Genomic DNA, 15,308 nt, shown 5'->3' with positions numbered 1-15,308 from the left:
GTCTGCCTGAGCCTGTTGTGCCTGTTGGCGGTGTGGTTGTCCCTGGCCCTGGGGCCGGTCAGCCTGCCGCTGTTCGATACCTTGCGCGCGGGCCTGCGTTTGTTGGGGCTGCCCGTGGCGGGTGATGACCTGCAGCAGGCCGAGATGATCCTCGGCCAGATCCGCCTGCCGCGCACCTTGCTGGGGCTGGCGGTCGGGGCGGTGCTGGCGCTGTCCGGCGTGGCCATGCAGGGGCTGTTCCGCAACCCGCTGGCCGACCCGGGGCTGGTGGGGGTCGCTGCCGGGGCGGCGATGGGCGCTGCGGTGGCCATCGTCGGTGGCAGCTGGTTTGGCGGCATGCCCGATGTGCTCGCGCCCTATCTGTTGTCGCTGTGTGCCTTTATCGGTGGCCTGGGGGTGACCGCGCTGGTCTATCGCCTGGGGCGGCGTGACGGCCAGACCAATGTCGCCACGATGTTGCTGGCCGGCGTGGCGATGACCGCATTGGGCGGCGCAGCGGTGGGCTTGTTCTCTTACCTGGCCGATGATGCCACCTTGCGCACCTTGACCTTCTGGAACCTGGGCAGCCTCAATGGCGCCAGCTACGAGCGGTTGTGGCCGCTGCTGATGGTGGCCGGGGGCGTGGCGCTGTGGTTGCCGCGTCGTGCGCGGGCGCTGAATGCCTTGCTGCTGGGTGAATCGGAGGCGCGGCACCTGGGTATCGAGGTGGAGCGGCTCAAGCGCGAACTGGTGTTCTGTACCGCGTTGGGGGTGGGTGCGGCGGTGGCCGCCGCCGGGCTGATCGGCTTCATTGGCTTGGTGGTGCCGCACTTGGTGCGATTGCTGGCAGGGCCCGACCATCGGGTGGTGTTGCCCGCCTCGTTGCTGGCCGGCGGTGTGCTGATGCTGTTCGCCGACCTGGTGGCGCGGCTGGTGCTGGCGCCGGCCGAGCTGCCGATCGGTATCGTCACCGCCCTTATCGGTGCGCCGTTTTTCCTGGCCCTGCTGATTCGAGGGCGTAGCTGATGTTGCAAGTCGAGGGCCTGCACCTGCGGCGGGGCAGCAATGAAGTGCTGCATGACGTCCACCTGCAACTGACCCCGGGGCAGGTCGTGGGTGTGCTCGGCCCCAATGGCGCGGGCAAGAGCAGCCTGCTGGGGGTGTTGTGTGGCGAACTGGCCCCCGGCCAGGGGCGAGTGACGCTACAGGGCAGGCCATTGACTGACTGGGCCGGGCAGGCGCGGGCACAGCGCCTGGCGGTGCTGCCGCAGGTGTCCAGCCTGGGCTTTTCGTTCAGGGTCGAAGAGGTGGTGGCCATGGGGCGGATGCCCCATGGCAGCGGCCAGCTGCGCGACGCCGAGATCGTCGAAGCGGCCTTGCGTGCGGCGGATGCCTGGCACCTGCTGGGGCGCAGCTACCTGGCATTGTCGGGCGGTGAGCGGCAACGGGTACACCTGGCCCGCGTGCTGGCCCAGCTGTGGCCAGGTGAGCAGGGCACTACACTGCTGCTTGACGAACCGACCTCGATGCTCGACCCGCTGCACCAGCACACGACCCTGCAAGCGGTGCGGCGTTTCGCTGATCGCGGCGCTGCGGTGCTGGTGATCCTGCATGACCTGAACCTGGCGGCACGCTACTGTGATCGTATCCTGCTGCTCGAACAGGGCCGCTGCCATGCCCTTGCATCACCCCAGGAGGTGTTGACGCCGGGGGCACTGAAGGCGGTGTTCGGCATCGATGTGCTGGTGCAGGCGCACCCCGAGCGCGGCCACCCGCTGATCATCACGCGTTAGGAGGCATTGCCGATGCGCCATCCGTTGCTGTCCGGTCTTGCGCTGTGCCTGGTGCTGGCGTTGGCGGGGTGCCAGGCCAGCCTGCCGCCGTTACCGGGCTGGCAGAGCCCCGAAGGGCGTGCCCACGCCCAGCTTGGGCAAATCACGGACCTGGCCAGCGGCCGGCTCATCAGCCCTGAGCAACTGGTCAGGCAGTTGGCCGACGCGCCACGTGTGCTGGTAGGGGAGAAGCATGACAACCCCGATCATCATGCGTTGCAGTTGTGGCTGTTGCGCGCCCTGCAGGCTCAGCGCCCCCAGGGCAGCCTGCTGCTGGAGATGCTGCAGCCCGAGCAGCAGCCGCTGGTCGACACACTTGAGGCGCAGCAAACGCTGCCTGCGGACCTGCCCAAGGCACTGGCCTGGGAGGATGGCTGGGACTGGCAGCTGTACGGGCCTATTGTGACGCACGCTTTGCAGGGCAACATTGCGCTGTTGGCCGCCAACCTTTCGCCCGCGCAGATGCGCCAAGCCTATCGCCAGCCGGCGCCGTTGTCGGGCGCGCGTTCCAATGCCCCAGGGGTGAAGGCCGCGCTGCTTGAGCAGGTGCGTATCGGGCACTGCGGCCTGCTACCGCAAAGCCAGTTGCCAGCCATGCTTGCGGTCCAGCAGCAACGTGACCGGCGCATGGCCGAACGCTTGATGGCGGCACCGCAGCCCGCCTTGCTGTTGGCGGGCGCTTACCACGTACGCAAGGACCTGGGGGTGCCGTTGCATCTGGCCGACCTCGGGGCGCAGGGGCGCAGCGCGGTCGTGCTGTTGGCCGAGGTGGGGGAAGAGGTCGAGGCGGGTATGGCCGACTATGTCTGGTTCACGGCGGCGGTGCCTGAGCAGGACTATTGCGCTCAACTGCGTCAGTAAGGCCAAACGGCAGGCAAAAAAAAGACCCGGCAAAAAGCCGGGTCAATAACCGTGATTAGCCTGATGAGGAGATAATCTGAGAGTCCGAACCAGGGGCTTTCAGTTTATCCAACCAGTCTCGCGACCAGTTGTGATAATCATAACGATTCTCATTTCGGAGTCAATCCCCTGCACAGGTTTATTTTGAATTTTTTTGCGGAGGTCTTTTTTCATCCAGTTGTTGATTGAGCGCTTCCTTTCGTTCGATCGGCAAATCATTCCAGTGCATGTCCAGCAACGCGCCTTCTATGGCGTACAACAGCACTTTAGAGGCCCGGAACCCTCGCGTTTTTACCGCCTGGTACGCACCCACCGCGCCCAGGCGGCGCAAATCCGACGCACTGTGGATACCGGCTGCGTGCAACCACTGCGCAGAGGTCTTGCCAAGATTCTTCAGATGCTGCAATTCATCGTTCATCGAGCCTCCTTGCGATGGCTGAACGGGTCTTGGGGATAAATCGCGAGCAGGTCAGAGAGGAGTGTAGCGGGGCTTGGAAAATGCGCGGCTTTTTGCCATCTGTGGCGACGAGCAGCCCTGAATACGGGGCCTCTGGCTTTCAGTAGCCGCCTCTTTTGGTGTGGCAGGGCCCCAGTGGGGCGGGTTTACCCGCTACCACAGGGGCCCTGCGAGGATTACAGGCCCGGCAAGCGCTGACGCACCTGTTCGATCACCTGGTCCATGCTGGCACCTTCCTGGGTGTCGACGCGCTTGCTGACCAGCAGTTCTTCCTCGCTCAACGCATCACGGCTGGCCTGTTGCGCCTTGACCACCTCCAGGGTGGCGTCCGACGGGTCGCTGTTTGCGGCTTGGCGCTGGGCCAGCCAGCTGGCAATGACCGCCTCCGGTGCGTGGCAATCGAGGATCAAGAAGGGGACGCCCGTCTGGTTGGCGACATCTGCCGCCGCCTGGCGCTGTTCACGCTTGAGGTAGGTGGCATCCAGCACGACCGGGAAGCCCGCGCGCAATACCGTCTCCGCTACCTCGTGCAGGCGCTGGTAGGTGGCGGCACTGGCATCCTGGTCATAGATGCCGGCAGTCAGCTGGCCGACGTTTGCTTGCTGCTGTTCGCCGAACAGGCGCTTGCGCTCGACATCGGAGCGCACGCGGATCGCGCCCAGGGCCTCGACCAGGCGCATCGCCACGTGGCTCTTGCCCACTGCCGAGACGCCATGGGTGATGGCCAACAGCCGCGAAGGGATGGCGCTGTAGCTTTCCGCCAGGTTGGCGTAGTTGCGGTAGGTGCGCAGGGTCGTGGCGCGTTGCACGCCATCGGCATCGGCCGGCATGCTGAACAGCGCCACCTTGGCGCGCACCAAGGCGCGGTAGGCCTTGTAGAAGTTCAGCACTTCCAGGCCTTCATAATCGCCGGTCAGTTCCAGGTACTGGCTGACGAAGCGCCGGGCCAGGCACTTGAGGCCGCGGTCTTCCAAGTCCATGGCCAGGAAGCCGGTGTCGGCCCAGACGTCGGTCATGCGGAACGGTTCGTTGAACTCGATGCAGTCGAAGATCACCACCTTGCCGTTGATCACGGTGGCGTTGCCCAGGTGGATGTCACCGTGGCATTCACGGGTGAAGCCATTGGCCTTGCGGGCCGCGAACAGGCCTTGGAGCCGCTCGAAGCTGCTACGTGCCCAGGCCTGGAGGTTGTCCAGTTGCTGCAGGTCGGCCTTGTCAGTGAGGAATGGGCGGATCTGTTCGAAATTCTGCTCGACCGGGGCCATCACGCTTTCAGGTGAGCCGTAAGGTTGCTCTGCCGGCACCTTGGGCGTCTGCAGGTGGAATTCGGCAACCTGCCGGGCCATCTGGTCGATGTGCTCGGCGTTGAGCTCGCCGTTGGCCTGCAAGGTGCTGAGCATCTGCCCTTGGGGGAACTGGCGCATCTTCAGTGCGTACTCGATGGCCTCGCCCTCGCCGCCGATTTGCGGGGCTTCGGCACTGCCGGTGATCGGCAGCACTTCAAGGTACAGGTCTTCGGTCAGGCGCTGGTTCAGGCGCAATTCTTCGTTACAGAAATGCGCGCGCTGATCCAGGCGGGTGAAGTCGAGGAAGCCGAAGTTCATTGGCTTCTTGACCTTGTAGGCGTAGTCGCCAGTCAGCAGGACCCAGGAGATATGCGTCTCGATGAGTTGGAACCCATCCACGGGGTGAGGGTAGAGGGCTGGGTTCTGCAACGCAGTAATAAGAGCTTGGCTCACGGGAAATCCTTCCGAGGGCAGGGAATTCGAATGCGCCATTATGGTCAATGGTGCCGTCCCTGCATACCGCCGGGGGCGCCTGCCCAGCCTTTACAAAGTGCGTATAATCCGCCGCCATGACTCGAACTCGAAACGCTCGTACCCCTCAGAAACGCCCGACCGGCCGCTCTCGCGCCTGGCTGGGCTGGGCTTTGAAGCTCAGCCTGGTCGGCCTGGTGATCATCGCCGGCTTCGCGGTTTACCTCGATGCTGTCGTCCAGGAAAAGTTCTCCGGCAAGCGCTGGACCATCCCGGCCAAGGTGTATGCCCGGCCGTTGGAGCTGTTCGTCGGCCAAAAACTGAGCAAGAACGACTTCCTCACCGAACTCGACGCCCTTGGCTATCGCCGTGAAAGCGCGGCCAACGGCCCGGGCGCAGCGGCAGTCAACGGTAATACCGTCGACCTCAATACCCGTGGCTTCCAGTTCTACGAAGGGATGGAGCCGGCGCAGTTCGTGCGCGTGCGCTTCTCTGGCGATTATGTCGCCGGGCTTTCCGGCGCCAACAACGGCAAGCTCGATGTGGTACGCCTGGAGCCGCTGATGATCGGCGGCATTTACCCGAAAAACCTCGAAGACCGCATCCTGATCAAGATCGATCAGGTGCCGCCGTACCTGCTCGAAACCCTGGTGGCAACCGAGGACCGCGACTTCTACAGCCACTTTGGCGTGTCGCCCAAGTCCATCGCCCGTGCGGTGTGGGTCAACACCTCGTCCGGGGCCATGCGCCAGGGCGGCAGTACCCTGACCCAGCAGTTGGTGAAGAACTTCTACCTCACCAGCGAGCGCAGCCTCAGCCGCAAGCTGACTGAAGCGATGATGGCCGTGCTGCTGGAGCTGCATTACGACAAGCGCGAGATCCTCGAGGCCTACCTCAACGAGGTATTCGTCGGCCAAGACGGCCAGCGTGCGGTGCATGGCTTCGGCCTGGCCAGCCAGTTCTTCTTCAGCCAACCGCTGTCAGAGCTCAAGCTGCACCAGATCGCCTTGCTGGTGGGCATGGTCAAGGGGCCGTCCTACTACAACCCGCGGCGTTATCCTGACCGCGCCCTGGCCCGTCGTAACCTGGTGCTCGACCTGCTGGCCGAGCAGGGCGTGGCGAGCAAGGACGTGATCGAGGCGGCGAAGAAGATGCCGCTGGGCGTGACCAAGCGCGGCAGCCTGGCAGACAGCTCGTTCCCGGCGTTCCTCGACCTGGTCAAGCGCCAGTTGCGCCAGGACTACCGCGACGAAGACTTGACCGAAGAAGGCCTGCGTATCTTCACCAGCTTCGACCCGATCCTGCAGATGAAGGCCGAAACCTCGATGAACGAGACCTTCAAGCGCCTGGCCGGGCGCAAGGGGGCTGATGAGGTCGAGTCGGCGATGGTCGTGACCAACCCGGAAACCGGGGAAGTCCAAGCGCTGATCGGCAGCCGTCTGTCGGGCTTTGCCGGCTTCAACCGGGCCATCGACGCAGTGCGGCCGATCGGTTCGCTGGTCAAGCCGGCGGTGTACCTGACCGCCCTGGAGCAGCCCAGCAAATACACCCTGACCAGTTGGATACAGGACGAGCCGTTCTCGGTCAAAGGGGCCAACGGCCAGGTTTGGCGCCCGCAGAACTATGACCGCCGGCCCCATGGCACCATTTATCTGTACCAGGGCCTGGCCAACTCCTACAACCTGTCGACGGCCAAGCTCGGCCTGGAAGTGGGCGTGCCCAATGTGATCAAGACCATTGGTCGGCTGGGCGTGAATGTCGATTGGCCAGCCTTCCCGGCGATGCTGCTGGGGGCCGGTGGCATGTCGCCGATGCAGGTCGCGACCATGTACCAGACGATTGCCAACGGTGGTTTCAACACGCCGATGCGCGGTATCCGCAGCGTGCTGACCGCCGAGGGCGAACCGCTCAAGCGCTACCCGTTCCAGATTCAGCAAACCTTCGACCCGGGTTCCATCTACCTGGTGCAGAACGCCATGCAACGGGTGATGCGCGAAGGTACCGGCCGTTCGGTGTACAACGTGTTGCCGCGTTCGCTCACCCTGGCCGGCAAGACCGGTACCAGCAACGACTCGCGTGACAGCTGGTTCTCCGGCTTCAGCCAGGACCTGCTGGCGGTGGTGTGGATGGGCCGCGACGATAACGGCAAGACGCCGTTCACCGGTGCCACTGGCGCCCTGCAGGTCTGGACCAGCTTCATGAAGAAGGCCGACCCGTTGCCGCTGGACATGCCGCAGCCGGACAACATCGTGCAAGCCTGGATCGACCCGTACAGCGGGCAAGGTTCTGATGGCAGCTGTCCGGGAGCGGTGCAGATGCCGTATATTCGCGGCAGCGAACCGCCCGCCGGGGCAACCTGTGGCGGTGAGCAGAATCCGGCAGAATCGGTCATGGACTGGGTCAAAGGCTGGATGAATTAAGCGCGAGCTGCATTGATGAGGTGTGAAGTGAATAAGTGGCTGTTTCCTGCCTTGACGGCGTTGGTTGTGCTTCAGGGTTGCTCCAGCGTCCAGCGTGGCAATATCCCGGTGGTCGACTCGAGCACGCGCGTGTCCAACAGTGAACGCGTAACGGCCAACCGCTCGGCGGCTGGCATGAACAGCGGCACCTCACAAGCGCAAACGCTGCCTGAGGACTCCGGCGTGACTGTGATGATTCCGCAGGGTGCCGGTGCCTCGGGCATCCAGACGTTCCCGGCCGCCAATGGGGCGGCACCGATCAGCGCCATGCCGATTACCCCTGGCCCGGTCTCCACCGGGCCGATGACCACCAACCCCAACCCGATTGCCGACGAACCGTTCGACATCGCGTCGATGAACAGCCCGGTGAAAGCCAGCAGCGCGCCGACCGGTATTCCGCGTAGCACTGCCGCAGCCGGTGGGCTGTCTGCCGATGAACAGCTCGACGGGCCAGTGCTGGCGCTGTTGACCACTGCCCAGCAACAACAGGGCAGTGGCGACTTCAATGGTGCTTCGTCGAGCCTGGAGCGTGCCCAGCGTATCGCGCCGCGCGAACCGCAGGTGCTGTTCCGCCTGGCCCAGGTGCGCCTGGCCCAGGGTGATGCCGCGCAGGCCGAGCAGTTGGCCCGCCGAGCCCTGACCTATGCCAATGGCCGCCCTGACCTGCAGGCCGAACTGTGGAACACCATCGCCCAGGCCCGCGAGAAGCAAGGTGACAGTGCCGGTGCGGCGCTGGCGCGGCAGAAGGCACGGGTGAACTCGTAATGATCGAGCAACGCATTCTGGACATCGCCGACCACCTGCTGCTGATCGAGCGTGAACTGAAGGTGCAGGGCTGGTGGGACGATGAGCCGCCCAGCGATGAAGCGCTGGCCAGCACCGTGCCCTTCGCGGTCGACACCATGAGCCTGGAGCAGTGGCTGCAATGGATCTTCCTGCCGCGCATGAAGATCATCATCGAGCTCGGCCAGCCGCTGCCTAACGCATCGGGCATTCTGGTAATGGCCGAAACGGTGTTCACCGATCGCCCGGAGCAGAGTCGCGAGCTACGGCGCCTGCTAGCAGAGTTCGATCAATTGATCGCTGCTTGAGCCTGATTTCTTCTCTTTTTCCTTCAAGGGCCGCAGATTGTGGCCCTTTTTTATGGAAATCTTCTTAATTCTGCTGCTGCTATCCTTTTTAGTGGTGGCAGGAATTCATCTTGAGGAAAAATTGGCAATAATTTTTCTTGACTTGTAGCCGCCAAATCACAAGAATCCAACTTCCGCTGTAGAGGGACTGCCAGAAGCAGACCCGCTAAGCAGATCATGAGGCGCACACCCGCGCCGACCTGTAACACCCCGCAACGCGTTACCTCGCGCTGGGTGGGAAAACCCCGCAACACTCTGGGGCGCTCCCAATACTTGCTCAGTCAGTGCTGACGTTCGCTCGTGCTCTGCTTGGCAGTAAACCTATTAAGACCCGTCCACTAGGGACGGTATTCTGGCGTTTTAGAGGTGAACAACGTGGAGCTTTTATCTGGCGCTGAGATGGTCGTCCGCTTCTTGCGTGACGAAGGCGTTAAGCACATCTACGGGTACCCTGGCGGTGCTCTTCTTCATGTTTACGACGCCCTGTTCAAGGAACCGGAAGTCGAACACATCCTGGTTCGTCACGAACAGGCTGCGACCCATATGGCGGACGGCTACGCCCGTGCCACCGGCAAGGCCGGTGTGGTGCTGGTAACCTCCGGCCCGGGTGCGACCAATGCCATCACCGGCATTGCCACCGCCTACATGGATTCGATTCCGATGGTCATCCTCTCCGGCCAGGTGCCTAGCACCATGGTGGGTACCGATGCCTTCCAGGAAACCGACATGATCGGTATCTCGCGGCCGATCGTGAAGCACAGCTTCATGATCAAGAACGCCACCGAGATCCCTGAAGTTCTGAAAAAAGCCTTCTATCTGGCGCAATCCGGCCGTCCCGGCCCGGTCGTGGTCGACATTCCAAAAGATATGACCAACCCGGCCGAGAAGTTCGAGTACGTCTATCCGAAGAAGGTCAAGCTGCGCTCCTACAGCCCGGCGGTACGTGGCCACTCCGGCCAGATCCGCAAGGCCGCCGAGATGCTGCTGGCTGCCAAGCGCCCCATCGTCTATGCCGGTGGTGGCGTGATCCTCGGCGGTGGCTCCGAAGCCCTGACCGAAATCGCCAAGTCGCTGAACCTGCCGGTTACCAATACCCTCATGGGTCTGGGTAGCTACCCGGGTACTGACCGTCAGTTCGTCGGCATGCTCGGCATGCACGGCAGCTTCACGGCCAACATGGCCATGCACAATGCCGACGTCATCTTCGCCGTCGGCGCGCGCTTCGATGACCGCGTGGTCAACGGCCCGGCCAAGTTCTGCCCGAATGCCAAGATCATCCACATCGACATCGACCCTGCGTCGATTTCCAAGATGATCAAGGCCGACGTGCCTATCGTGGGCCCGGTCGACAGCGTCTTGAACGAGATGCTCGGCATCCTCAAGGAAATCGGCGAGCAGCCTGACAAGGCCGCCGCAGAAGCCTGGTGGAAGCAGATCGACGAGTGGCGTGGCGATGGCGACCTGTTCCCTTACAACAAAGGGGACGGTAGCGTCATCAAGCCGCAGACCGTGATCGAAACCCTGTGCGAAGTGACCAAGGGCGATGCCTTCGTCACCTCCGACGTTGGCCAGCATCAGATGTTCGCGGCGCAGTACTACCGCTTCAACAAGCCGAATCGCTGGATCAACTCCGGTGGCCTGGGCACCATGGGCTTCGGTTTCCCGGCGGCCATGGGCGTCAAGCTCAACTTCCCGGATCAGGACGTGGCGTGCGTCACTGGCGAAGGCAGTATCCAGATGAACATCCAGGAGCTGTCTACCTGCATGCAGTACGGCCTGCCGGTAAAAATCGTCAACCTGAACAACGGTGTATTGGGCATGGTCCGCCAGTGGCAGGACATGGCGTACAACGGCCGTCATTCGCACTCCTATGTCGAGTCGCTGCCTGACTTCATCAAGCTGGCCGAGGCCTATGGCCATGTGGGTATCCGCATCACCAGCCTGAAGGACCTCAAGCCGAAGCTGGAAGAGGCGTTTGCGATGAAGGACCGCCTGGTGTTCATCGACATCGCGGTTGACCGTACCGAGCACGTCTATCCGATGCAGATCAAGGATGGCTCGATGCGTGACATGTGGCTGAGCAAGACGGAGCGTACCTGATATGCGGCACATCATTTCCCTGCTGCTGGAAAACGAACCCGGTGCCTTGTCTCGCGTCGTTGGCCTGTTCTCCCAGCGTAACTACAACATTGAAAGCCTGACCGTGGCGCCGACCGAAGACCCGACCCTGTCGCGTCTGACGCTGACCACCGTTGGCCATGACGAAGTGATCGAGCAGATCACCAAGAACCTGAACAAGCTCGTCGAAGTGGTGAAGCTTGTCGACCTGTCGGAAAGCGCTCATATCGAGCGCGAACTGATGCTGGTCAAGGTCAAGGCCACCGGAGCCCAGCGCGCCGAGATCAAGCGCACCACGGATATCTTCCGTGGCCAGATCGTCGATGTGACCGCCAGTGTGTACACCGTGCAACTGAGCGGCACCAGCGACAAACTGGACAGCTTCATCCAGGCCATCGGCACCGCATCGATTCTCGAAACCGTGCGCAGTGGCGTCACCGGCATTGCCCGTGGCGACAAAGTGCTCAGCATCTAAATTCAAAAATTAGCGATGGCTCCGCAGGGGCCGAGATATAACCAGGGGTATTTTCATGAAAGTTTTCTACGATAAAGACTGCGACCTTTCCATCATCCAGGGTAAGAAAGTCGCCATCATCGGTTACGGTTCCCAAGGCCACGCCCAGGCGTGCAACCTGAAAGACTCCGGTGTAGACGTTACCGTCGGTCTGCGTAAAGGCTCGGCCACCGTTGCCAAGGCCGAAGCCCACGGTCTGAAAGTTGCCGACGTGGCTACCGCTGTCGCTGCTGCCGACCTGGTCATGATCCTGACCCCGGACGAGTTCCAAGGCGCTCTGTACAAGAACGAGATCGAGCCGAACATCAAGAAAGGCGCCACCCTGGCCTTCTCCCACGGCTTCTCTATCCACTACAACCAGGTTGTTCCGCGTGCCGACCTCGACGTGATCATGATCGCGCCGAAAGCCCCGGGCCACACCGTGCGTTCCGAGTTCGTCAAAGGCGGCGGCATCCCTGACCTGATCGCTATCTACCAGGACGCTTCCGGCAACGCCAAGAACGTTGCGCTGTCCTACGCTGCAGGCGTCGGTGGCGGCCGTACCGGCATCATCGAAACCACCTTCAAGGACGAGACTGAAACCGACCTGTTCGGTGAGCAGGCTGTTCTGTGTGGCGGTACCGTCGAGCTGGTCAAAGCCGGCTTTGAAACCCTGGTCGAAGCGGGCTACGCGCCAGAAATGGCCTACTTCGAGTGCCTGCACGAGCTGAAGCTGATCGTTGACCTCATGTACGAAGGCGGCATCGCCAACATGAACTACTCGATCTCGAACAACGCCGAGTACGGTGAGTACGTCACCGGCCCAGAAGTCATCAACGAAGAATCCCGCAAGGCCATGCGCAACGCTCTGAAGCGCATCCAGGACGGCGAGTACGCGAAGATGTTCATCTCCGAAGGTGCCACCAACTACCCATCGATGACCGCCAAGCGCCGCAACAACGCTGCCCACGGCATCGAAGTCATCGGCGAGCAACTGCGCTCGATGATGCCTTGGATCTCGGCGAACAAGATCGTCGACAAAGCCAAGAACTAAGTTTCTCGCAACATGAAAAACGCGGCTTCGGCCGCGTTTTTTCGTTTAGGCAGCCGGCATCTGGTATAAAGCAGACCAGTGGCCTGCCGTCAGAACCTGTTTCGCAGGCCCGTGTCGAACATATTCCACCCTGTTGCAAGGTACCCTACATGAGCGAACGTCCCGAAGAGCCGAACAAGCCCTCCGACGCCGAAAGCCTGCTACCTGTCGATGAGCACATTGAAGAAGGCCATGACGCCGAAGGGCGCAAGGTCCGGCATCGCGGCATTTATTTGCTGCCCAACCTGTTCACCACCGCCAACCTGTTCGCCGGCTTCTATTCCATCATCAACTCGATGAGCGCGCAGAGTGCGCTGAGCGCCGGTGACCCGCGCGAGGCAAGCAAGTACTTCGCCTTCGCCGCCATCGCTATCTTCGTTGCCATGGTGCTCGATGGCCTTGATGGCCGTGTAGCACGCATGACCAACACCCAGAGCGCCTTCGGCGCCGAGTACGATTCGCTGTCGGACATGGTCGCCTTCGGTGTGGCCCCGGCGCTGCTGGCCTTTGGCTGGGCACTGGGCGACATGGGCAAGGTCGGCTGGATGGTCGCCTTCATCTATGTGGCGGGCGCCGCTCTGCGGCTGGCGCGCTTCAACACCCAGGTGGGTACCGCCGACAAGCGTTACTTCATCGGCCTGGCCAGCCCCGCGGCTGCCGGGGTGGTTGCAGGTACCGTGTGGGCCTTCAGTGACTACGGCATCCAGGGCTCCAAGCTGTCGTTCCTGGTGGCGCTGCTGGTTGCGGCTGCGGGCATGCTGATGGTCAGTAACATCAAGTACAACAGCTTCAAGGAGCTCGACCTCAAAGGGCGCGTGCCGTTTGTGGCTATCCTGGCTGTGGTGCTGGTATTCGCGGTGGTCTTCAGTGACCCGCCCCGCATTCTGCTGCTGATCTTCCTTGCCTACGCGGCGTCTGGGCCGATCCAGTTCCTGCTGCGGTCTCGCCGTCGTAAGTCGTGACAATGATTTAATGATGGAATAACCCTCCGGCTCCATAGTCTTACTGGTACATCCGTTATCCAGTGCTGTGGAGCCGTCCATGCTCATCAAGCTACCCAGGTCGTCCGAGTGCAATGCATCGGAGATCACCCCCGAAGGTCTCTATCTCTCTCGTCGCAGCTTGCTCGGTGGTTCGCTGGCAGGGCTAGCCCTGGGCGCACTGCCAGGCCTGGCGCATGCGGCCGAGGCCAGCCGTTACGCTGATGTCGAGGCGGGCGCCGCACCAGGCTGGTTCAGCGACAAGCTTGCTGCCACGCAATGGCAGGCGGTAACGGTCAAGGGTGAGGCCATCACCCCGTTCAAAGATGCGACCCAGTACAACAACTTCTATGAGTTCGGGCCTGACAAGGGCGACCCAGCGGCCAATGGCGATAGCTTGAAGACCGAGCCGTGGTCGGTGGTGGTCGATGGCGAGGTTGGTAAGCCAGGGCGCTATGCCCTCGAAGACTTCGTCAAGCCGTATCAGCTCGAAGAGCGCATCTACCGGTTGCGCTGTGTCGAGGCCTGGTCAATGGTCATCCCCTGGCTTGGCTTCCCGCTGGCGCAGGTACTCAAACAGGTAGAGCCGACATCGAAAGCGCGCTACGTGCGATTCGAGACGTTGAAGGACCCGGAGCATATGCCCGGGCAGCGCTCAGGCTTTGCCTTGATCGACTGGCCTTATAGAGAAGGGTTGCGCCTGGATGAGGCGATGCACCCCTTGGCGATTCTGGCGGTGGGCATGTATGGCCGCGAGCTGGCTAACCAGAATGGCGCGCCGCTGCGGCTGGTGGTGCCGTGGAAGTATGGGTTCAAGAGCATCAAGTCGATCGTGCGTATCAGCTTGGTGGCCGAGCAGCCGCAAACCACCTGGGAGGGGCTGGCGCCAGACGAGTATGGCTTCTATGCCAACGTCAACCCGGAAGTCGATCACCCGCGTTGGAGCCAGGCGCGTGAACGCCGTTTACCCAGTGGCCTGTTCAGCCCCAATGTGCGGCAGACCCAGATGTTCAATGGCTACGCCGATGAGGTGGCGTCGCTGTATACCGGCCTCGACCTGCGGAAGAACTATTGATGCGTTATCCCTGGTTGCGCCTGGCCATCTTTATAGTGGGGGGCGCGTTGCCGCTTTGGTGGTTGTATGAAGCGGCGATGAGCCTGCTGGGGCCTGACCCGGGCAAGATCCTGATGGACCGGCTGGGTTTGGGTGCGCTGACGTTCTTGCTGGTGACGTTGAGCATGTCGCCGTTGCAGCGGCTGACCGGGTGGTCGGGCTGGATCGTCGTGCGCCGGCAGCTGGGGTTGTGGTGTTTTGCTTATATCGTGCTGCACATCCTTTGTTATCTGTTCTTTATTCTGGGGTTGGACTGGGGGCAGTTGGCTGTCGAGCTACGCAAGCGGCCCTACATTTTTGTGGGTGCGCTGGGTTTTCTTGGTTTGCTGGCCCTGGCGGTCACCTCCAATCGGTACAGCCAGCGGCGGTTGGGCGCCCGTTGGAAAAAGCTGCACAAGCTGGTGTATGTGATTCTGGGGTTGGGGTTGCTGCATTTTCTGTGGATTGTGCGCTCGGACCTGCGGGAGTGGGCTATCTATGCGGGCATTGGTGGTTTGCTGATGGTATTGCGGATTCCCGCAGTGGCGCGGCGCGTGCCGCGGTTGGTGGGGCGGCGGGGGAGAGTGGCTTCGTAGGGGCTATGCTCGTTGCGGGGGGCGCCGAACCGTCGCTCCATTTGTTTCGGACCAGTGAGGCCTGTGCCATTTGCGCGCGACCGCCTTGTTCGTACGACGCGATATTGAGGCGAACACCAAGGGGTCGCGCGCCAATGCCTCTGGAATAACTGGCCCGAAACAAATGTAGGAGCGGCCTTGCGTCGCGATGCGCCGCGCGGGCGGCGCTCGATCTCATAGGCGCCGAAAGGGTAATGGCGGGCACCTGTCAGCCTTGATGCGGTCTTTTCTGCGGTTATTTCACTTTAATGAACATTAAGGGTTGACGCGATTTCGAATCCCCTTATAATGCGCCCCACTTCCAGCGTAGTCGGAACGAAAAACTCCTTGAGTTTCAATGAGTTGATCGAGCCAGGTAGTGGTGGAAGTGCTCCGATCGAAA

General features: G+C 62.0%; 14 protein-coding genes. 12 read left to right on the top strand and 2 right to left on the bottom strand.

Features of this window, described 5'->3' with window-relative positions; genetic code table 11:
- The first annotated feature begins 21 nt into the window (after positions 1-21).
- Genes HU770_RS22185 through HU770_RS22175 form a run of 3 tightly spaced genes read left to right on the top strand, consistent with a single transcriptional unit; the run spans position 22 to position 2,672 of the window.
- Entirely contained in the window at positions 22-1,005 is a 984-nt protein-coding gene (locus tag HU770_RS22185; protein ID WP_186665562.1) for an iron ABC transporter permease, read from the top strand.
- Positions 1,005-1,772, top strand: a complete 768-nt coding sequence (locus HU770_RS22180; RefSeq protein ID WP_186652588.1) for a heme ABC transporter ATP-binding protein — start codon at positions 1,005-1,007, stop codon at positions 1,770-1,772. The genes HU770_RS22185 and HU770_RS22180 overlap by 1 nt, the downstream gene beginning before the upstream one ends.
- Before the next feature lie 12 nt (positions 1,773-1,784).
- Positions 1,785-2,672 carry a ChaN family lipoprotein gene (locus HU770_RS22175; protein ID WP_186665534.1) on the top strand — a complete coding sequence of 296 codons (888 nt, stop codon included), beginning with the start codon at positions 1,785-1,787 and terminating at the stop codon, positions 2,670-2,672.
- A 178-nt stretch (positions 2,673-2,850) separates the two neighbouring features.
- Here the strand turns inward: HU770_RS22175 and HU770_RS22170 are convergent, their stop codons facing one another.
- Positions 2,851-3,129: a TfoX/Sxy family protein gene (locus HU770_RS22170; protein WP_047583985.1), complete on the bottom strand. Its 279-nt coding sequence runs from the start codon at positions 3,127-3,129 to the stop codon at positions 2,851-2,853.
- 215 nt (positions 3,130-3,344) lie between these two features.
- Positions 3,345-4,907: an AAA family ATPase gene (locus tag HU770_RS22165; protein ID WP_186652586.1), complete on the bottom strand. Its 1,563-nt coding sequence runs from the start codon at positions 4,905-4,907 to the stop codon at positions 3,345-3,347.
- A 116-nt stretch (positions 4,908-5,023) separates the two neighbouring features.
- On the opposite strand from HU770_RS22165, the gene mrcB reads away from it, so the two are divergent.
- The 9 genes from mrcB (at position 5,024) to msrQ (ending at position 14,887) form a co-directional block, all read left to right on the top strand.
- Positions 5,024-7,345 carry a penicillin-binding protein 1B gene (mrcB, locus tag HU770_RS22160; RefSeq protein ID WP_033701549.1) on the top strand — a complete coding sequence of 774 codons (2,322 nt, stop codon included), beginning with the start codon at positions 5,024-5,026 and terminating at the stop codon, positions 7,343-7,345.
- 15 nt (positions 7,346-7,360) lie between these two features.
- Positions 7,361-8,149, top strand: coding sequence for a tetratricopeptide repeat protein (locus tag HU770_RS22155; protein ID WP_186665525.1), 789 nt, complete (start codon positions 7,361-7,363; stop codon positions 8,147-8,149).
- Positions 8,149-8,475: a YqcC family protein gene (locus HU770_RS22150; protein WP_186652584.1), complete on the top strand. Its 327-nt coding sequence runs from the start codon at positions 8,149-8,151 to the stop codon at positions 8,473-8,475. Before HU770_RS22155 ends, HU770_RS22150 begins: the two co-directional genes overlap by 1 nt.
- 414 nt (positions 8,476-8,889) lie before the next feature.
- Positions 8,890-10,614: an acetolactate synthase 3 large subunit gene (locus tag HU770_RS22145; RefSeq protein ID WP_033702567.1), complete on the top strand. Its 1,725-nt coding sequence runs from the start codon at positions 8,890-8,892 to the stop codon at positions 10,612-10,614.
- A 1-nt stretch (position 10,615) separates the two neighbouring features.
- Entirely contained in the window at positions 10,616-11,107 is a 492-nt protein-coding gene (ilvN, locus tag HU770_RS22140) for an acetolactate synthase small subunit (RefSeq protein ID WP_003250040.1), read from the top strand.
- Between the two features lie 55 nt (positions 11,108-11,162).
- Positions 11,163-12,179: a ketol-acid reductoisomerase gene (gene ilvC / locus HU770_RS22135; RefSeq protein ID WP_033701544.1), complete on the top strand. Its 1,017-nt coding sequence runs from the start codon at positions 11,163-11,165 to the stop codon at positions 12,177-12,179.
- Positions 12,180-12,328: 149 nt separating this feature from the next.
- A complete protein-coding gene (gene pssA, locus HU770_RS22130; protein ID WP_027594991.1) occupies positions 12,329-13,180 on the top strand; it encodes a CDP-diacylglycerol--serine O-phosphatidyltransferase in 852 nt (283 codons plus the stop codon).
- Between the two features lie 79 nt (positions 13,181-13,259).
- Entirely contained in the window at positions 13,260-14,273 is a 1,014-nt protein-coding gene (msrP, locus tag HU770_RS22125) for a protein-methionine-sulfoxide reductase catalytic subunit MsrP (RefSeq protein ID WP_186652583.1), read from the top strand.
- Entirely contained in the window at positions 14,273-14,887 is a 615-nt protein-coding gene (gene msrQ, locus HU770_RS22120) for a protein-methionine-sulfoxide reductase heme-binding subunit MsrQ (protein WP_186665523.1), read from the top strand. Before msrP ends, msrQ begins: the two co-directional genes overlap by 1 nt.
- Positions 14,888-15,308 lie beyond the last annotated feature (421 nt).

It is taken from the genome of Pseudomonas sp. SWRI68 (assembly GCF_014269165.1).
Classification (GTDB): Bacteria; Pseudomonadota; Gammaproteobacteria; order Pseudomonadales; family Pseudomonadaceae; genus Aquipseudomonas; species Aquipseudomonas capeferrum.
This window is presented reverse-complemented; position numbering and strand designations above follow the sequence as displayed.